The 18,187-nt window shown below is 34.7% G+C and carries 20 protein-coding genes; all 20 read right to left on the bottom strand.

Annotated elements, in window-relative coordinates:
- Positions 1 to 176: 176 nt before the first annotated feature.
- A complete protein-coding gene (locus CRO45_RS19095; protein WP_097151227.1) occupies positions 177 to 608 on the bottom strand; it encodes a S1 domain-containing RNA-binding protein in 432 nt (143 codons plus the stop codon).
- Positions 609 to 818: 210 nt separating this feature from the next.
- Complete coding sequence (locus CRO45_RS19090) at positions 819 to 1,214, bottom strand: FtsB family cell division protein (protein ID WP_097151226.1); 396 nt, start codon at positions 1,212 to 1,214, stop codon at positions 819 to 821.
- Positions 1,215 to 1,260: 46 nt separating this feature from the next.
- A complete protein-coding gene (gene yabQ, locus CRO45_RS20495) occupies positions 1,261 to 1,707 on the bottom strand; it encodes a spore cortex biosynthesis protein YabQ (RefSeq protein WP_408057175.1) in 447 nt (148 codons plus the stop codon).
- A 35-nt stretch (positions 1,708 to 1,742) separates the two neighbouring features.
- Positions 1,743 to 2,042: a sporulation protein YabP gene (gene yabP, locus CRO45_RS19080; RefSeq protein WP_036189147.1), complete on the bottom strand. Its 300-nt coding sequence runs from the start codon at positions 2,040 to 2,042 to the stop codon at positions 1,743 to 1,745.
- Between the two features lie 128 nt (positions 2,043 to 2,170).
- The gene (locus tag CRO45_RS19075; RefSeq protein WP_097151224.1) at positions 2,171 to 2,461 is read right to left on the bottom strand and encodes an RNA-binding S4 domain-containing protein; all 291 of its coding nucleotides are present in this window, start codon (positions 2,459 to 2,461) and stop codon (positions 2,171 to 2,173) included.
- A 5-nt stretch (positions 2,462 to 2,466) separates the two neighbouring features.
- A complete protein-coding gene (yabN, locus tag CRO45_RS19070) occupies positions 2,467 to 3,930 on the bottom strand; it encodes a bifunctional methyltransferase/pyrophosphohydrolase YabN (RefSeq protein ID WP_097151223.1) in 1,464 nt (487 codons plus the stop codon).
- A 9-nt stretch (positions 3,931 to 3,939) separates the two neighbouring features.
- A complete protein-coding gene (locus CRO45_RS19065) occupies positions 3,940 to 5,547 on the bottom strand; it encodes a putative polysaccharide biosynthesis protein (RefSeq protein ID WP_097151222.1) in 1,608 nt (535 codons plus the stop codon).
- A 141-nt stretch (positions 5,548 to 5,688) separates the two neighbouring features.
- Positions 5,689 to 6,225, bottom strand: coding sequence for a stage V sporulation protein T (spoVT, locus tag CRO45_RS19060; protein ID WP_097151221.1), 537 nt, complete (start codon positions 6,223 to 6,225; stop codon positions 5,689 to 5,691).
- Between the two features lie 167 nt (positions 6,226 to 6,392).
- A complete protein-coding gene (gene mfd, locus CRO45_RS19055) occupies positions 6,393 to 9,914 on the bottom strand; it encodes a transcription-repair coupling factor (protein ID WP_097151220.1) in 3,522 nt (1,173 codons plus the stop codon).
- 193 nt (positions 9,915 to 10,107) lie between these two features.
- Positions 10,108 to 10,335 (bottom strand): anti-sigma-F factor Fin, encoded by a 228-nt coding sequence (locus CRO45_RS19050; protein WP_097151219.1) that lies wholly within the window; start codon positions 10,333 to 10,335, stop codon positions 10,108 to 10,110.
- Positions 10,336 to 10,420: 85 nt separating this feature from the next.
- A complete protein-coding gene (gene pth, locus CRO45_RS19045; RefSeq protein ID WP_097151218.1) occupies positions 10,421 to 10,984 on the bottom strand; it encodes an aminoacyl-tRNA hydrolase in 564 nt (187 codons plus the stop codon).
- 127 nt (positions 10,985 to 11,111) lie between these two features.
- The gene (locus CRO45_RS19040) at positions 11,112 to 11,735 is read right to left on the bottom strand and encodes a 50S ribosomal protein L25/general stress protein Ctc (RefSeq protein ID WP_097151217.1); all 624 of its coding nucleotides are present in this window, start codon (positions 11,733 to 11,735) and stop codon (positions 11,112 to 11,114) included.
- A 212-nt stretch (positions 11,736 to 11,947) separates the two neighbouring features.
- Entirely contained in the window at positions 11,948 to 12,907 is a 960-nt protein-coding gene (locus CRO45_RS19035; RefSeq protein ID WP_097151216.1) for a ribose-phosphate diphosphokinase, read from the bottom strand.
- 27 nt (positions 12,908 to 12,934) lie between these two features.
- The gene (gene glmU / locus CRO45_RS19030; protein WP_097151215.1) at positions 12,935 to 14,299 is read right to left on the bottom strand and encodes a bifunctional UDP-N-acetylglucosamine diphosphorylase/glucosamine-1-phosphate N-acetyltransferase GlmU; all 1,365 of its coding nucleotides are present in this window, start codon (positions 14,297 to 14,299) and stop codon (positions 12,935 to 12,937) included.
- Between the two features lie 197 nt (positions 14,300 to 14,496).
- Positions 14,497 to 14,784 carry a septation regulator SpoVG gene (gene spoVG, locus CRO45_RS19025; protein ID WP_097151214.1) on the bottom strand — a complete coding sequence of 96 codons (288 nt, stop codon included), beginning with the start codon at positions 14,782 to 14,784 and terminating at the stop codon, positions 14,497 to 14,499.
- Positions 14,785 to 14,974: 190 nt separating this feature from the next.
- Complete coding sequence (locus CRO45_RS19020; protein WP_097151213.1) at positions 14,975 to 15,349, bottom strand: RidA family protein; 375 nt, start codon at positions 15,347 to 15,349, stop codon at positions 14,975 to 14,977.
- 1 nt (position 15,350) lies between these two features.
- Positions 15,351 to 16,178 carry a pur operon repressor gene (gene purR, locus CRO45_RS19015; RefSeq protein ID WP_097151212.1) on the bottom strand — a complete coding sequence of 276 codons (828 nt, stop codon included), beginning with the start codon at positions 16,176 to 16,178 and terminating at the stop codon, positions 15,351 to 15,353.
- Between the two features lie 135 nt (positions 16,179 to 16,313).
- Positions 16,314 to 17,180 carry a 4-(cytidine 5'-diphospho)-2-C-methyl-D-erythritol kinase gene (ispE, locus tag CRO45_RS19010; protein ID WP_097151211.1) on the bottom strand — a complete coding sequence of 289 codons (867 nt, stop codon included), beginning with the start codon at positions 17,178 to 17,180 and terminating at the stop codon, positions 16,314 to 16,316.
- A 341-nt stretch (positions 17,181 to 17,521) separates the two neighbouring features.
- Complete coding sequence (locus CRO45_RS19005; RefSeq protein ID WP_097151210.1) at positions 17,522 to 17,719, bottom strand: small, acid-soluble spore protein, alpha/beta type; 198 nt, start codon at positions 17,717 to 17,719, stop codon at positions 17,522 to 17,524.
- Positions 17,720 to 17,874: 155 nt separating this feature from the next.
- Entirely contained in the window at positions 17,875 to 18,135 is a 261-nt protein-coding gene (gene veg / locus CRO45_RS19000) for a biofilm formation stimulator Veg (protein WP_097151209.1), read from the bottom strand.
- Positions 18,136 to 18,187: the final 52 nt, after the last annotated feature.

The raw sequence follows: 18,187 nt of genomic DNA, 5'->3' as shown, positions 1-18,187 counted from the left end.
CGGGAGTTGTTATTACCTCAGTAACATCCTCCAACCTTTAACAGTTTATCCTGTGCTGTTATTGCACATGGTGCAACTGCCCGTCGCACATAAAAGGATGACTCGTAATTCGAGTCATCCTTTTATAATTATGAATCTATCGTACACTTTTTCTACGCGTTCAAATAGACAGCAAATTATCCTCTTCTAGCTCCACGGCCACCTCGTTTTGATTCAGTCGCACGTTTTAGAGTTGAAAGACGTTCATCACTATCTTTTAGGAATCGTGCCATTTTTTGCTCAAAACTTTCTTTTGCTTGGTGTTGATTACGATCATTTGAACGATTGCTATTATCGCGACGTGGACGTTGTGGTCGTTCAGGTCTTTCTGGTTGAGGCTTTGCCTTACGGATCGATAAACCGATTTTCCCGTCAGCTTCAACATTCATCACTTTCACTTCAACTACATCGCCAACTTTTAAATGTTCGTTGATGTCTTTTACATAGTTATCCGCAACTTCACTTATGTGAACTAAGCCCGTTTTGCCGTCTGGCAGCTCAACGAATGCTCCAAAATTTGTGATTCCTGTTACTTTACCTTGTACTTTGCTGCCTACTTCAATTGACATAAAAAAAATGATCCTCCTTAAAATTTAAGCGGCGAAACTCGCCATGTAATCTAAATAATGAACGTGCAAAAAAATCGCTCGTTTCTCTTTATTATAGCTAACAAAAAAAGAGTGTCAACAAGACAACTCTTTTTACTGTATACTAAAATAAATAATTTTTTTCTGTGTCTTATAATTTTTCATTGTATTTTTCAACTTACCAAACCTGTTTTATTCGTCTTCTTTGTCAGGAATTGTAAAGATAATTTCTCCTTCATCTGAAAGGAAATATTCTTTTCTAGCAAGTTTAGCGATATAGTCATCATCTTCAAGCTTTGTAATCTGTAAATTTAACATTCTTTGTTGTTCTTTAACTTGTTCTAACTCTGCAAGGACATCTGCTTTCTCTTGTTCTTTTTTTGTAATTCTTTGATCTTGAGAAAAGATTGTACTTACAAGGAAAAACAAAACGATTATTGCAAAAACACCAAAGGCTACTAATCTTCTACGGAAAAGTATTTTCTGCCGATTTGTAAATTTAAGTTCTTCTTCTGTTGTACGGACATAGTCATTGTGAAGCGTACGTACAGTATTTTGTTTTTCATGCTGCCTATGACGCTTGGCCATATCCGTCACCTCCGAATTCTTCTGTATCTTTAATTATACTGTTATACTAGCTTTTTTTAAAGATGTACTTACCAAATTTTGAGTGAAATTTAGAATACCATTTTCCAAATAATTTTCGAAAGGGACTTAAGATGAATAGAATAATTCTCACAATTATTAAAAGAATTCTTTTAATAATTGATATAATGAATTTAAAAATGAAGATTATTGGCTTAAAAACTACATAAAGAACAATTTTTCCTAGGAAACGGAAAACTGGTTGGAACATAGACTCATACAATAGGATGCCCGAAACTTGAGCAATTGGGTCAACTAAACGCCATTCTCCACCCTTTATTATATATAAAATATAAAAAGTCAGAGCACCTAAAAGTGCCCATATGACAAGTTCTATTCCAATTGTAAACCGCTTTAAAAATGATTTTGGTGACACGGCGTCGATGGTAACACGCAAACAATCTATAACTGCGCCTACTAGAACGCCACTTGCCATCATTATTAAAATGCTTACAAATTGTTGACTAACCGTCATCCAAACAATTTATGGAGGAAGCCTTTTGATAACCCATTTTCTTCGTCATCATATTGTAGAAGTTTTACATTGCCTTCTAAAGTTAATAATCCCTTATCAACATCTAGATGTACAATTTTTAATTCCTCACCACGAATAAGCAGGTTTCCTTGTGAAGTTTTTACGTAAAATTCCTCTTGATCAAAACGCTCAATTTCCTTAACTGCAGTCATGTCCATTCTCTTTTTGTTACGCACTGTCAAAAGATGATCTCCTGTGGAAATACTATAACGATTACTTTCTTGATGTAGTGTCATATTCTTCCTCCTTTAGTGATTCTTTCTTTTCACTTTATGCTCTAAAAGAAAAAAGCATGACAACAAAATGTTGTTCATGCTAATAATTTTTATATTTTCTTTTAGTTAGTTACGAGAATTTTTTATACTTACTCTTCATCATCGATAAATTGTGGTTCAATTTGGTCAAGCTTTTCTTCTTTTAAAATTGTAAATAACTTAGCAGCTTCTTCTTTACGAACATTTTCTCGTAAATCTTCTACTCGAGCAGTTACTACCTTTTGTCCAAAGCGAATAGCTAATTCATCACCAATTTTTACTGAACTACTAGCTTTTGCAACTTTGCTATTAATAGTAATTCGCCCTTGCTCTGCTACTTCTTTTGCTAATGTTCGACGTTTAATTAAACGTGATACTTTTAAAAATTTATCTAAACGCAATTCAACTACCCCTTTTCATGTCTCTTTGCTTCATCCCAGAATTCATCTAATTGTGCTAATGTAAAATCACTAAAGGATTTCTCACTTTGTTTTACTTTACTCTCAACATATTGAAATCTTCTAGAGAACTTTTCATTGGCATGAATCATCGCTTCTTCTGGTGATATTTTATAAAATCTAGCAATATTTACTAATGTAAATAATACATCACCAAACTCATCTATGCGAGTTTTCGCTGAACCATTTTCAATTTCCTCTCTAAATTCTTGCCATTCCTCTTCGAACTTTATCCAAACATCTTCTGCATTTGGCCAGTCAAATCCAACCGTAGCTGCTTTCTTTTGATAATTGAAACTTGTTTGTAAGGATGAACTTGCCCGGTATTCATCTTTAAGAATAGAACCTTCTTGTTCGCCCTTTTCTAACCTTTTAATCTCTTGCCAGTTAGCAACAACTTCTTCTGAATCATTTACTGACACGTCTCCGAATACATGGGGATGGCGACGGATCATTTTCTCACTTATTGATGCAAGAATCTCTTCTAAGTTGAAATAGCCATCATCTTCACCAATCTGCGCATGTAAAAATACTTGTAAAAGAATGTCACCTAATTCTTCGACCATTCCGAAATCATCTTCTTCATCGACAGCTGCAAGAAATTCATGTGCTTCCTCTATTAAGTATTTCTTCAGGCTTTCATGTGTTTGTTCTTTATCCCACGGACAGCCATTAGGACCTCGCAATGTTGAAATAATACTACGGAAAGTTGTCCAATCTTTTAACGCTTCTTCTAAACTGTTTACTGGTGGCACATAAATTGTAGTTAAATTATTTACTTCTACTACTTGATCGAGTTCATATAAAGGGACTGTTTTTAACTGTTCTGATGAAGAACCTGCTGCTGTTACAACTGTAACAGGATAATCATCGTTATACTTCTCCATTAATGTTAACTTCACTTCCGATGCACTATACGCATCATATACTTGCGCGATTAATAGATGTGCTCTCATATTTACATCGTGGATAGAGAGGTTCGTTCCATCAAATAGTTGAAATCCTTCAATTGGATCAATTTTTAATGATGCAAAAGTTGAATCTAAAAAGCTTTGCCCACCTTCGATTTGAAGCTTTACTTCTCCATTTTGTTCGGCAGCAATTAACAATTGCACAGTCTGTTCTGCCACTAAAGGGTGTCCAGGCACAGCATAGATTACTTCCTGTTTCTTTGACTCTTGAATTAATATATCAACAATCTCCTCATAGACAGGTTGAAAAGTATCATGTTTTTCATAGATTTTATCAAAGCTTTCGAAGGAGACCCCTTCTTGTTGTTCTAATTCAGATATCACTGGATGATCTTTTGTTCGTACATAAACTTTATCCATTGCTTTTAACTTCTTATAAACGCCTAAAGGTAGCTGATTAATATCACCTGCTCCAAGGCCAATCACAGTAATTGGATTCATCTAACCTACCTACTTTCTCTTATTTAACCATAATTGATAAACGGCCATTCTTCGACCAAAGGGAATTAAAAACCATTCTTTCTCTGCTAATAATCTCGTTTTCCCTACTACCGTTAAAAACACAAATGCACCAATTCCTATTAAACACATACCAAATAGAAGAGCTTCAACTCTAGTTGAATCAATTAACACATCAAATAGTTGTAATATACGCTCCACCACAAATACAACTACGGTCATCGTTAAACATGCCGTAAATAGCTTTATGTAAAATCCTATTTGCGCCAAATGGATTGACGTTAACTTTTTTAGATAAACAATTAATAATAATGCACATAAATATAAACTTAAATCGCTAGCAATAGAAGCACCAAGTACATTCAAATGCGGAACTAAAATAACATTTCCTATCCCTTTTACTACCAATGAACCTAAAATGATGATAGCAGGCATTTTTAGCTTTCCCATACCTTGTAGAATGGCAGTAAGAGTTAATATGATCGATAACGGAATAATTTGCAATGCAATTACCATTAAAACGTGGGATAAATCATCCGTTTTAAACAACATCGTATTTACATAGGGCATGACAATTACTAGTCCTAGTGATGCTGCTACCCCAAACATTAATGAGCTTCTGTATGTAAGCTGAATAAATGGCGTTGCACTTCGCCCACCACTTTTTTTCATATGATGTGCAACGAGAGGGACTACAGCAAGAGATAACGACGAAGCAATCACAATTCCTAATTGAACAAGTGGCTGACCTCGGTCATATATCCCCTTCTGCACTTGGGCTACTGTTTCTTCCATACCATGACTTACCATTAATGAGTAAATTGTAAATGAATCGACTAACTGCATAGTTAAAATTAATAAACTACTCATACTTACACTAATACTTAATAGTGTTACTTCTTTAATGATCGGCCATTTTTTAAGTTTAATCTTTTGAACCTCTCGTCGAGGTAATTTTCTTTTTAAAATGTTATACAGCAAAAGAACTCCAGCAATCTCACCAAAAACTGTCCCTAAAACAGCCATATTTCCTGCCATATAAAGTGATTGTGAAGTTTTCATAATTATAAACGTTCCAATTAAGATCAATGATACACGTATTGCTTGTTCAAATACTTGTGCATATGCAACAGGTGCCATTTCTCCTCGGGATTGAAATATTCCTTTCATCAGCGCTAACATTGGCATAAATAATGCAACAAAGGAGCCTGATTTAATGAGTATGGCTAAATTTCCATCCCCCATTAAGTTTGCTAACCATTCTGCTCCAAAAAACAAGAAAACAAAGAATACTAATGAAAGTAACGATAAATACTTAAAGATTGTACTAGCAACAAAATGCTTTTGTAGTTTCGTATCTTGACTTATATCTAAATCCGCTAACATTTTTGAAATGGCAACTGCAAATCCACCTGACGTCCAAACGACGAAAAACGAAATAAAAGGATACACTTGTTGATATATATAAAACCCTTGGTCACCTACTAAATTTTGAAAAGGAACACGATAAATCGCACTGAGTACCTTTACGAGAATAGCTGCTATCGTAAGGATTAAAGCCCCTTTCATATATCCTTTCATTCCAAAATTACTAGACATTGTAATTTCCTCTTTCTTAAAACACTTTAGCGCAATTATAACAGAATTATAAATTTCCTGAGGATTTGAACTAACATTTTTTCTCGTGTTTAAAAGCAAAAAAGTAGGCCGATCTCATATTATTTGAGTCGGCCACTTATGTTAGTTTTCCATTTGTTTTGCTAGGAAATTTGCAGCAGTTTCGGCTGCTTTCTGTTCAACATCTGTTAAGAAGTGTACTTTTGATATTAAATAGACAGCACCGATTGTATCACCATTTGAAATAATAGGTGCTACGCAATAAGATTTCACCTGTTCAAATTGACCAGGTACTAATTCTAAATTATCCTCATTCTTTTCTAAAACAACAGATCGTTGTTTCATAAAATCTTCAGCAAATGGGGATAGTCGTCTATTTACATAATCCTTCTTAGATACACCTGCTACAGCAATTATTTCATCACGGTCACTAATTAATGCAGGAGTACCAATTGTTTCATAAAGGGATTCTACATACTCTTTTGCAAACTCTCCTAAATCATTTATGGGTGAATATTTTTTTAGAATAACTTCACCTTCACGATCAGTGTAAATTTCAAGTGGATCACCTTCACGAATGCGCATTGTTCTTCTAATTTCTTTCGGAATAACAACGCGACCTAAATCATCAATACGTCGGACAATTCCTGTTGCTTTCATTCATGTTGCCTCTCTTTCAGTATCAATTTTATGATTCACTGATAGTATGGTTAGAAATTGGACAATGTATGCAAAAAGTGTATGAATAGGATAAATTTTTGAAGGAAAAAAAATAATTTGCCTACAATAATTTCTAGGCATTTCGACCGATCAAAACTTACTGTCCCTTATTTTTTAACTAGTGATTTCTTAGCTTTTGCAATAATTTCTACCATTTGCTCTAACACATCAAAAGGTAAATGTTTGCCACATTTCTTTTCGTCAATCGTTACAGTGAGTTTTTGACCATCCATGCTAAATCCTACAGCACGTTCAAATTTCATTGATTCTGAAACAATTTTACTTCCATCAACACTCGCTGTACCTTCTTCTGAAAAATGAATAGAAATCACTTTTTGTTTTTCTTTTATTGCTGTAATACCAGCATCCATAGCCCAAACTTTCATTCGAGCAATTCGTAATAAACTCACTGTCTCATCTGGTGGGTTACCAAAACGGTCAATCATTTCATCAAAAATTTCATTATAATCATCGATTTGATCCATTGATTTAATCCGTTTATACATCTGAATTTTTTGATATCCATCAGGTATATAGGAATCTGGAATATAGGCATCGGTATGAAGAATAATTTCAATTTCAGCCTTTTCCTCTGGTTTTTGCCCTTGGCGTTCTTTAATAGCATCTTCAAGCATTTGTGAATACAAATCAAATCCAACTGAATCAATAAAGCCATGTTGCTGAGCACCTAGTAAGTTACCAGCACCTCGGATAGATAAGTCGCGCATGGCAATCTTAAAACCTGAGCCTAATTCAGTAAACTCTTTAACTGCCTGTAATCTTTGCTCTGCAACATCTGTTAGCACCTTATCTCGCTGATACATGAAGTATGCATAAGCAATTCGATTTGAGCGTCCTACACGACCGCGCAATTGATAAAGCTGAGATAATCCCATTCGATCGGCATCATGAACAATTAAAGTATTCACATTTGGCATGTCTACACCTGTTTCAATGATTGTCGTTGTGACTAAAACGTCATATTCTCCTTCTAGGAAGCTTAAGATAATAGACTCCAGTTGGGATTCTGTCATTTTACCATGTGCATATCCAACCCTTGCTTCTGGTACAAGCATTTGAATTTCTTCTACTTTTCTTGTCATATCCTCGACCCGGTTGTACAAATAGAACGTCTGTCCACCTCTTGCCATTTCACGTTCAATTGCTTCACGAACTAACGCACCGTTAAATTCCATTACATAAGTTTGTACAGGGAATCGGTTTTGAGGAGGTGTCTCTATGACCGATAAATCACGTACACCTACCATCGACATGTGTAACGTTCTTGGAATTGGTGTTGCTGTTAAAGTTAAGACGTCTACATTCGTTTTTAACTGTTTAATTTTTTCTTTATGTGTTACGCCAAATCGTTGCTCTTCGTCAACAATAAGTAATCCTAAGTCTTGGAACACGACATCCTTGGATAATATTCGATGAGTACCAATGACAATATCAACTGTTCCTTCCTTTAACCCTTTTAACGTCTCCGTTTGTTGTTTTTTCGTTCTAAAACGGCTTAGTAGACCGACGTTAATTGCATATTCTTCAAAACGTTGAACAATGGACTCATAATGTTGCTGTGCCAAAATAGTGGTTGGTACTAAAAATGCAACTTGTTTTCCATCCATTATGGCTTTAAATGCCGCACGAATAGCCACTTCTGTTTTTCCATAACCAACGTCACCACAAACGAGTCGATCCATTGGACGTTCTCTTTCCATATCACGTTTTACTTCGATAATTGATCTTAATTGGTCTTCTGTTTCTTCGTATGGGAAAGCCTCTTCAAAAGATCGTTGTTCATCCGTATCTGGCGCAAAAGCATATCCTTTTTCCGCTTCTCGTTTTGCATATAGCTTTATCAAATCTTCAGCAATGTCCTTAACAGCAGATGATACTTTCGCTTTTGCCTTTTTCCACTCTGCGCCACCTAATTTATGTAACTTAGGCTCTTTTCCTTCAGAGGCAACATATTTTTGGATTAGATCGATTTGTTCAACAGGGACGTATAATTTATCATCCGCGCGATAACGTATATGAAGATAATCCTTATGTGTTCCATTTACTTCTAATGTATCAATACCTATATACTTCCCAATTCCATGATGTACATGTACAACATAGTCTCCGGGTTTTATTTCTGTATAGCTTTTAATGCGTTCTGCATTCGACATTTTTTGAGGGCGAGCTTTTTTCTTTTTCGCCTGTTGTTTAAATAGTTCGTCATCCGTTACAACTGCAAGTTTTTGTAATGGTAGCTCAAAGCCCGTTGAGAGCTGACCCTCTACTAAATAAATTCCTGCATCTTTTGGCGTTCCTATTACACTTTGAATATTGTAATCTTCTAACGTACTTTGAATTTTCTTCAAACGCTCGGGACTATTACCGATAAATAAAACAGTGAATTTTTCATTCTTCCACCGTTCAACTTCATTTTGTAAAACTGCAAGTTGTCCATGGAATTGTTGCATTGGCTTACAAGAAAAATTGATTGTTTTTGAAAACTTAATGCCAGAAAACGTTCTTGTAAATAATGCAAAGTAGATTTTTTGTTGATCGGTCATTGCTATTATTTCTTTAAATGAAAAGGAAGGTTTCACTTCATGTACGATTTTCCCATCTTCTAACAATGATATAAACCATTCTTCCTCTTCCTTTTCCCAAGCATCCATTACTTCTTGAATACGACCAATCTCATCGAATAGAACAATACCGTCTTTAGAGAAATAATCACCCAAAAATGCTGGCACTTCATAAAGTAGCGACCCAAACTTTGTAATATGGTTTGGTATGTTGCCTTGACGAAGCATTTCGATATCATATTGGATATTTTCTAAAAGCGTTTCTTGGACTTCTTTTTTCTTGATCTTTTTTAGGCTAGTTGCCAATGCCTTTTCTAACCTTTCAGCTAGAGCATTACGTTGGGTTGAATCAAATAGTAAATCAGTAGCTGGTAAAACCCGTACAGATTGTAATTTTTGAATAGAACGTTGATCATCAGCAGAGAACTCCCTTATGGAATCTACTTCCGTATCAAATAGTTCAATACGAATAGGTGACTCTGCATACGGTGGGTAGATATCTAAAATACCTCCACGTAAAGCAAACTCACCAGGTGTTGTAACCATCTGACTTCTCGTATATCCCATAGATACAAGTTTTGATAACCAATCTTCTACTTCTATATCCTCTCCTACTTCTGCTTTAAGGAAACTTGACTTCCATTGTTCAACCGGTGTCATGATCTTTCTCATACCTGCTATAGGAATGACATAAACAGCTACGTCATTGTTTATTAAATGTCCTAAAGTAGAAATACGCTCAGCACGTAATTCAGGTGAAGAAATCGTTAAATCCGCAGCAATAAACTCTTCTGCCGGGTAATAATGGACATAGTCTTCACCTAATAGAATTGTTAAATCATCTACAAGTTTTTGTGCTTGTAGTAGGTTAGGTGAAAAGATATATAGCGGTTTTTTTAATTCTTTAAATAATGAATGAATAAGAACTGGCCTTGCGCTACCCGTCAATCCAGTAATCAATTGTGAATCATATTGTACATCTGCCATTTGTTGAATAAGACTATTTATATGTTTATCTTGAGAGAATAATTGATGTAATACGTCCAAGTAAAAACCCCCTTCCATTACTTTTCGTCCCCAATGTTTATGTATACGTTTATAAGTATGACATATAGACGAAGGAAATACTTTTGTAAGTTAATTCTTAAACTAAGTAGAAAAAGGCCTTGGCCCCGTAACCCGAGTACCAAAGCGTCTTCCTATCCTACTACTTAATTTTATTTAAGATGCGTGTAATTTATTATTGTAACCATTTTTTAAGTGCATAGTAATCTGGAAACTGTCTTAATGAATCTTCACAAGATTCACATATACAATGTACAGTTGTTTGGCCACTTGCATCCTTTTCGATGTAATCATCTATTTCTCCAACTTCAAACAAATGAAGTTTACGGATAGTTTCATCTGCATCAAAAGGTAAAGTCCCTATTTCAGTTTCACAATGTCGACAACGATATTTGACAGCCATGAAATCGTCCTCCTTTTAGTACTATCGGCAAATCCCTATATGTACTAAGAAGTATAGACGTAATCTCACTTTTTTATGCACTTGTCTACTGCGCGTTAAATTCATTCATAACATCTAAAAACTTTTTAGATAAGGATGTTTCAACTGCATCAACTGTTTTATTTATAGCATCATTAATAATTGGATCTTCTTCTTTTGAAAACTTTGATAGAACGTAATCAGCAACTTTCATACCTGCTGGTGGTCTACTAATACCTACACGAATTCTATTAAATTCTTGCGTCCCTAAATGTTGTATTAATGATTTGATTCCATTATGTCCACCAGCACTTCCTTTTTGTCGTAATCGAAGTTTACCAGTTTCTAAATCTAAATCATCATATATCACAATTAAATCTTCAATTTCTATATCAAAATAGTCCATAATAGGTCGAACACTCTCGCCAGATAAGTTCATATATGTTAATGGTTTTAATAAAAGTACTTTTCCTTCTGGACGATGAACTGTAGCATACATTCCATTGAATTTCATTTGATTTAACGGTGCATCCCATTTTTTTGCAAGTGCTTCAATACATTCAAACCCTATATTATGTCTTGTATGCTCATATTGTTTTCCTGGATTGCCCAGTCCGACGATTAATTTCATACTATTCACCCTTTTATTCACTAATAGAGCTTATTTTAACATATAGAACTAATAGAAAGCACATGAAGTATTTGTTTATGATTTACAAAATAAAAAAATGTATGAGCTTTTTGGGCTCATACATTTGTTAATTTTCGGATTCAGGTGCTTCTGTAGCTTTAATGTCAGCATTTTCTGTATCACCTTGTCCTGCTGTATCATCTTTAGCAACTCCAGGAGGTGTGACAGTAAATAACGTATCTTCATCTGCATTTAGTATTTCAAAGTTCAGATTCAAATCTCTTACAGAAATAACATCACCAATTTCTAATGATGAAACATCCACTTCAATTTGATCTGGCATTTCTGCTGGTTTTACTTTAATTTTTAGTTCACGGACAGGCTGATTTAATACGCCACCCACCTTAACTCCAGCGGATTCACCAACTGCAACAACTGGTACTTCGACTTCAAGCTCTTCAGACATATTAATCGATAAAAAGTCTACATGCTTTACATGGCCTTTTAAAGCACATCTTTGAACATTAGTAATGACTGCGTTCACTTTCTTCCCTTCAACTTCAAGTTGAAACACACTTGTTCTTCCATACTTCTGAACAGCTTTTGCCGTCTCTTTATAATCTAAAACAACAGGAATGGACTCTGTATTATAACCGTAGACAACAGCAGGTAACATTCCATTATTTCTCATTTTTGATAGTTCTCCACGCGGCCCTTTGTTTCGTCTTGTCGCTTGTAATAAAACGCTCATTATATTTGACCCCTTTTCTCTAAAAAATTTACACTATTTAGTATGTGTTATTTTCAGAGAAGCTAATCAAAAGGTTTGTTTGAATTTAAATAATGGATTAATTCATAGGTTAGGGTTAGTAGATGCGACTTATTACATCGGATGTAGCAAATTTAATAGTTTAATATAAAAAAGGAACTACCTTAAATTCATATAAGATAGTTCCTATATTATTAATCGAATAATGTACTTACTGATTTGTTTTCGTAAACACGTGAAATTGCATCTGCCATTAAATTAGCAACAGAAAGTTGTTTTACTTTTGGAGAGCGTTTTTCATCAGAAAGTTGAATAGTATTAGTCACAATAAGCTCTTTAATAACTGAATTCTCAATTCGCTCAATTGCAGGACCAGATAATACTGGGTGAGAACAGCAAGCATAAACTTCTTTCGCACCATTTTGAATTAGGGCATTTGCACCAAGTGTGATCGTACCCGCTGTATCAATAATATCATCGATTAAGATACATACTTTTCCTTCAATATTACCAACGATGTTCATAACCTCAGCTACGTTTGGTTTTGGTCGACGTTTATCGATAATAGCAATTGGAGCTTTTAAACGCTCTGCCATTTTACGAGCACGAGTTACCCCACCATGGTCAGGAGATACAATTACAATATCATCAGGGTTAAGGTCTTTTGTTTTAAAGTATTCCGACAAAATAGGAACAGCTTGTAAATGATCAATTAAAATATCAAAGAAACCTTGGATTTGTGGAGCATGTAAATCTAATACGATTACTCGGTCAGCACCAGCAGTTTCTAATAGATTTGCTACTAATTTTGCTGTAATTGGCTCACGTGCTTTTGCCTTTCTATCTTGACGTGCATATCCATAATAAGGGATAACAACGTTGATTGTTTTTGCTGATGCACGTTTTACCGCATCAATCATAATTAACAGTTCCATTAAATGTTCATTTACTGGAGCAGACGTAGACTGAACGATGAATACGTCACATCCACGAATACTTTCTTCAATACTAATTTGAACTTCTCCATCACTGAAATGTTTTACAGATGATTTTCCAAGCTCAACTCCCATAATTTCAGCAATTTCTTGAGCTAGAGGATAGTTTGAATTTAGAGAAAACAGTTTTAATTTTGAGTTAGCATATTGATACGCCATGATGGCCTCCTACAGTTTTGCGATATTTTATTTCAACTTTTTTGCATAATCTAATTTATTTTCTTGTCTTGCACGAGCAATAGCAAGTGAATCTTTTGGAACTTCTTTTGTAATTGTTGAACCTGCGGCAATAAATGAACCTTCGCCAATTTTAACAGGTGCAACTAAATTTGAGTTACAACCAACGAAAACATTGTCTTCAATAATTGTTTTGTATTTATTTTTTCCGTCGTAGTTAACCGTAATTGACCCACAACCGATGTTTACATCGTTACCTACTTCGGCATCACCAATATAACTTAAATGAGAAACTTTTGTATCATTTCCTAAAGTACTCTTCTTCACTTCAACAAAGTTTCCGATTTTCACATGATTTCCTAATGTTGACTCAGGACGTAAGTGTGCGAACGGTCCGATTGCTGTATCTTCTCCTACACTACTATTTAATACAACTGAGTTTGTAACAGTAGTTCGATCACCAATCTGACTTTCAACGATGTGACTATTTGGACCAATTATACAATCTTCGCCAATTACTGTATTCCCTTCAATTACAACACCCGGTTTTATAATAGTATCTCTGCCAATTACAGCCTCTATACTAATATGAGTATTTGAAGGATTGATAATTGTTACACCATTTCGCATATGTTTTTCATTAATTCGATTGCGCATAATTTCTTCAGCTTGTGCTAAAGCAACTCGGTCATTGACTCCTAATATTTCTTCGAAGTCATCTGTTTTAAATGCTGATACAATTTCACCTTGTTGTTGTAATATTTCAATGACATCTGGTAAATAATATTCACCTTGTGCATTATGATTTTTTACTTGTTTAAGCGCTTGGAATAAGGCTTTGTTATCAAAACAGTAAGTACCTGTATTGATTTCTTTTACTAATTGTTGTTCTTCACTAGCATCCTTTTGTTCTACAATTTGTTCAACTTGACCTTCAGCATTTCGAATAATTCTTCCATAACCAAAAGGAATTTCTGCAGAAGCAGTAAGGATTGTAGCTTTTGCATTTTGTTGATGATGGTATTCATACAAAGCTTGAAGCGTTTCAGGACGGATTAAAGGTGTATCACCACATACAACTAAAGTAGTGCCTTCTAATGTACCTAATAGCTCTTCTGCTTGTTGCACAGCATGAGCTGTTCCTAATTGTTCTTCTTGAAGAACATACTCACTTTTTTCACCTAAATGCGTTTTTACCATCTCAGCACCGTGGCCAACGATTGTAACAATTCGGTTGACATCTAGTGTACGAACATGATCTACAACATGTTCGACCATAGGTTTTCCACATACTGGATGGAGCACTTTATATAATTTGGACTTCATGCGTGTTCCTTGGCCAGCAGCCAAAACTACCGCAAAAATGTTATTCATGGTAAGTCCTCCATTTGAAAAGTTTCTCTTATGACTATATAGTAAATTCTTCGGTTTTTCAAGGTATCTAGACTTGACAAAACGGTTACAACCTTTTATTCCCAACTAGAGAGATTGTCTTCATCTTACCCTCTTAACCTATTTATGCAACAAAAAAAGAGCCTATGATTTTAATTGGCTCTCATTTAGTAAAACTATTAAACATTTGCTTCTTCTAATTCAAGAACTTCTTCATTAGCTGCATGGTATGCGGCTAATACTACTTCTTGAATCATATTTCTTGTTTCAGAATTAATTGGATGTGCGATGTCTCGGAATTCTCCATCAGGAGTTCTTTTACTTGGCATCGCTACAAATAGGCCACTATTTCCATCAATTACTCGAATATCATGTACAACAAAAGCGTCGTCTAATGTAATTGAAGCAATTGCCCTCATTCTCCCATCAGTTTGAACACGTCTTAATCTTACATCTGTAACGATCATTCTCTTTTCACTCCTCTCAATCTATGATGCTGTATAAAAAACTATAATTCTACAATATTTTCAAATTTCCTTCTTATTTTATCTAATTTTCAAAAATATTTGAATTATTTTTATGAATTATTTAAAAATTTTGAAATATCATTATAAAAAAAGAGAGAATTCTAAAATAAGAGAATTCCCTTTTTCTATTTTATTCAACTACGGCAATTACTTCTATTTCTACTTTAACATCTTTTGGTAACCTTGCAACTTCAACAGCAGAACGTGCAGGTTTATGATCACCAAAATTTTGTGCATACACTTCATTCATTGTAGCAAAATCATTCATATCACTTAAAAATACAGTAGTTTTTACGACTTTGTCTAAAGAAGATCCTGCTTCAGCTAAAACCGCTCTTAAATTTTCAAAAACTTGGTTAGTTTGAGCTACTACATCACCTTCAACAAGTTCTCCATTTGCTGTTAGGGGAATTTGGCCAGAGCTAAAAAATAATCCATTAACTACAATCCCTTGTGCGTAAGGTCCAATTGCTGCGGGTGCGTTCGTTGTTGATACAGTTTTCATGTTACTTTCTCTCCTTTGAAAAATAGTTACCTTCTGTTAATGCGATTGTTCGATCTTTTTCATTGACTTCGTGTAGTTTAACCAATGAATAGTAATCATCTACTAAAGATTCGTCTGCATGCTCTGCTTCTACCAATACTGCAATACCAGCAAGCTCACAATCAAATTCTTCTAATAGATTTTTCATACCATTCAGTGTCCCCCCTACTTTCATAAAATCATCTGTAATGAGAACACGTTGGCCACTTTTCATACTACGCTTTGATAATACCATAGTTTGGATTCTACGAGACGAACCTGAAACATAATTAATACTTACTGTAGATCCTTCAGTTACTTTACTATCACGTCTAACTACTACAACAGGTACGTTCAAATGTTTTGCAATTGAGTGAGCAATTGAAATACCCTTTGTCGCAACCGTCATAATTACATCAATTTGTTGATCGGAAAACGCACTAGCAAACACTTTTCCTACTCGGTTTATTAGCTCTGGATTTCCTAGTAAATCTGTCATAAATAAATACCCACCAGGTAGTAATCGATCAGATTTACTTAGTTCAGAAATTAATGTTTGTATTACTTCCTGAACTTCATCGTCCTTCATTTTTGGAATATATTTAACACCACCTGCAGCACCTGGTACTGTTACTAATAAACCAATTCCTTTTTCTTCAAACGTTTCTTTTACAATCGTTAAATCTTCACTAATAGATGATTTCGCTGAATTGTACAGTTCAGAAAAATATGTTAGTGGGATCAGACGATGTGGATGCTCTAGTAAATAATAAGTCATATCTACCAGACGTTCGCTTCTCTTCCATTTCATGTGACCCTCTCCTAAAAGATTAATTACTTACATTATTTAATCGTTAATATATAACTTAATAATAATCATTTCCTAAGTACATATTATCATTGAAAGCCGAATGATTTAAAGAAAAAGTAACATAATTGTACGATTTTAAGCAAGAGAATTTCTCTCACCTAATAATCGTACTGCATATACTTCATCACAAAATCCTCTTAATCCATTATAAATTCTACTAATACGCAATTCACTATCTACAAGTCCAAAAACAGTTGGACCACTGCCACTCATTAATACCCCGTCAGCACCAAACTTCCTCATTTGCTCTTTAATCATAACTACTTCGGGATGTAGTTTAAATGTTACAGATTCTAAAACATTGCCTAAACTTTTACACATCAGTTCATAATTGCTCTCTTCAATAGCTTGTATCATTTGTTTTGTATTTGGATGTTCAACCTCACTTAAATTCAAACCTCCGTATACAGAAGCAGTTGAAACTCCAATTTTAGGCTTAGCAAGTACAATCCAACATGGTGGAGGAGCTGGTATTTGTTGAATTATTTCTCCACGTCCTGTTGCTAGTGCTGTTCCACCATACACACAAAAGGATACATCTGATCCTATTTTTGCACCAAGTTCTGCTAGTGTATCTAAAGATAAATTGAGATCCCAAAGTTGGTTTAATCCACGTAGTGTCGCGGCTGCATCACTACTCCCACCTGCTAGTCCAGCAGCTACTGGAATTTCTTTATCGATTGTAATTGAAGCACCCTTTTGGACCTTATATGTATCTTTTAACAACATGGCTGCTTGATAAGCTAAATTACGATCGTCATTAGGGATAATACTACTAGACGAAGAAAGTATAATGAGTTCATCATCTCTTAACTCAAGACCAATTCGATCGGCTAAATCCACCGTAGTCATAATCATCTCAACCTCATGATAATTATCAGGTCGTTTGTATAAAACATCTAATGTTAAATTAATCTTTGCAGGAGCTTTTACATAAAGCATTTTAAATCCTCCTATTTCAGAAACCTCTTCTTTAAATTGTAATTAGTTAATGTATTTGGATTAGCGCATAATTCAATACATCATCCTATGTACTTCCGATTTTGCTGTCACTAATTGTAACATACTCCTGTTAAATACGTCTTGACGGAATTGCTATTATATGTAGCGCATTTAGCTTACTCATGAAAATTAATTTATAGCGTCCAAGTAATATTAACCTAATTTAAATTAACAATAGCTTATCAATTGAAGTCTGTTCATGATTTCAAAATTCTAGTATCAATTTAAAAAAATAAGCCAACAATAATCGAATTTGATTATTGTTGGCAATTCGTCAACTACTACTTATTTGTATTGTTTTGGTTCGCTTGCTGCTCAAGACCTTGTTCGGCCATTTCAATTGCTCGCTTTACCATGTTCCCTGCATCTCGGGCTCTAATTCCGCCCCAACCTTCACGTTCTACTACATCATAAAATCCGAGCTCTTTTGCAATCTCTTCTTTTAGACGATTCGACATGATACCTCTTCTTCTTGACATGCAGTTACCTCCTCAGAATAAGTAGGTTGACGTTCGTAGTATGTGCAACATTTATTAATTCAATCGATGGTTATTTATCCAAAAAATAAAAAAGGCCGACTAAAAGGTTTCCCTTCTAGACAGCCTTTAAAAAATATAGAAATAAGTACTAGAGATTATTTAGCCATCGCAATTTGCGAATCGTCTAAAAATGTGATCTCTACTGCTTCTGTTAAAATATCTGTGTAGCTGTAAGAAACACGTTTGCACGCGTTGTCTTCTTGGTCGAGTTCAACAACGAAAACTGCGTGATAAGTATCACTTAGTACACCAGCGCATTCTACAGTTTTTTTACGACCACCGTTTGCCTTCAATAACAGGCGTTTCCCTAAATTAACATCTAAAGATTTTTTAATGTCTGCTAACGTTTTTGGCATCTCTGCATACACCTCACTATATATCAGTATAGCCCAAGATTTCCTGAATGTC

Origin of the sequence: Ureibacillus acetophenoni (genome assembly GCF_900220965.1) — a bacterium.
GTDB lineage: Bacteria > Bacillota > Bacilli > Bacillales_A > Planococcaceae > Ureibacillus > Ureibacillus acetophenoni.
This window is presented reverse-complemented; position numbering and strand designations above follow the sequence as displayed.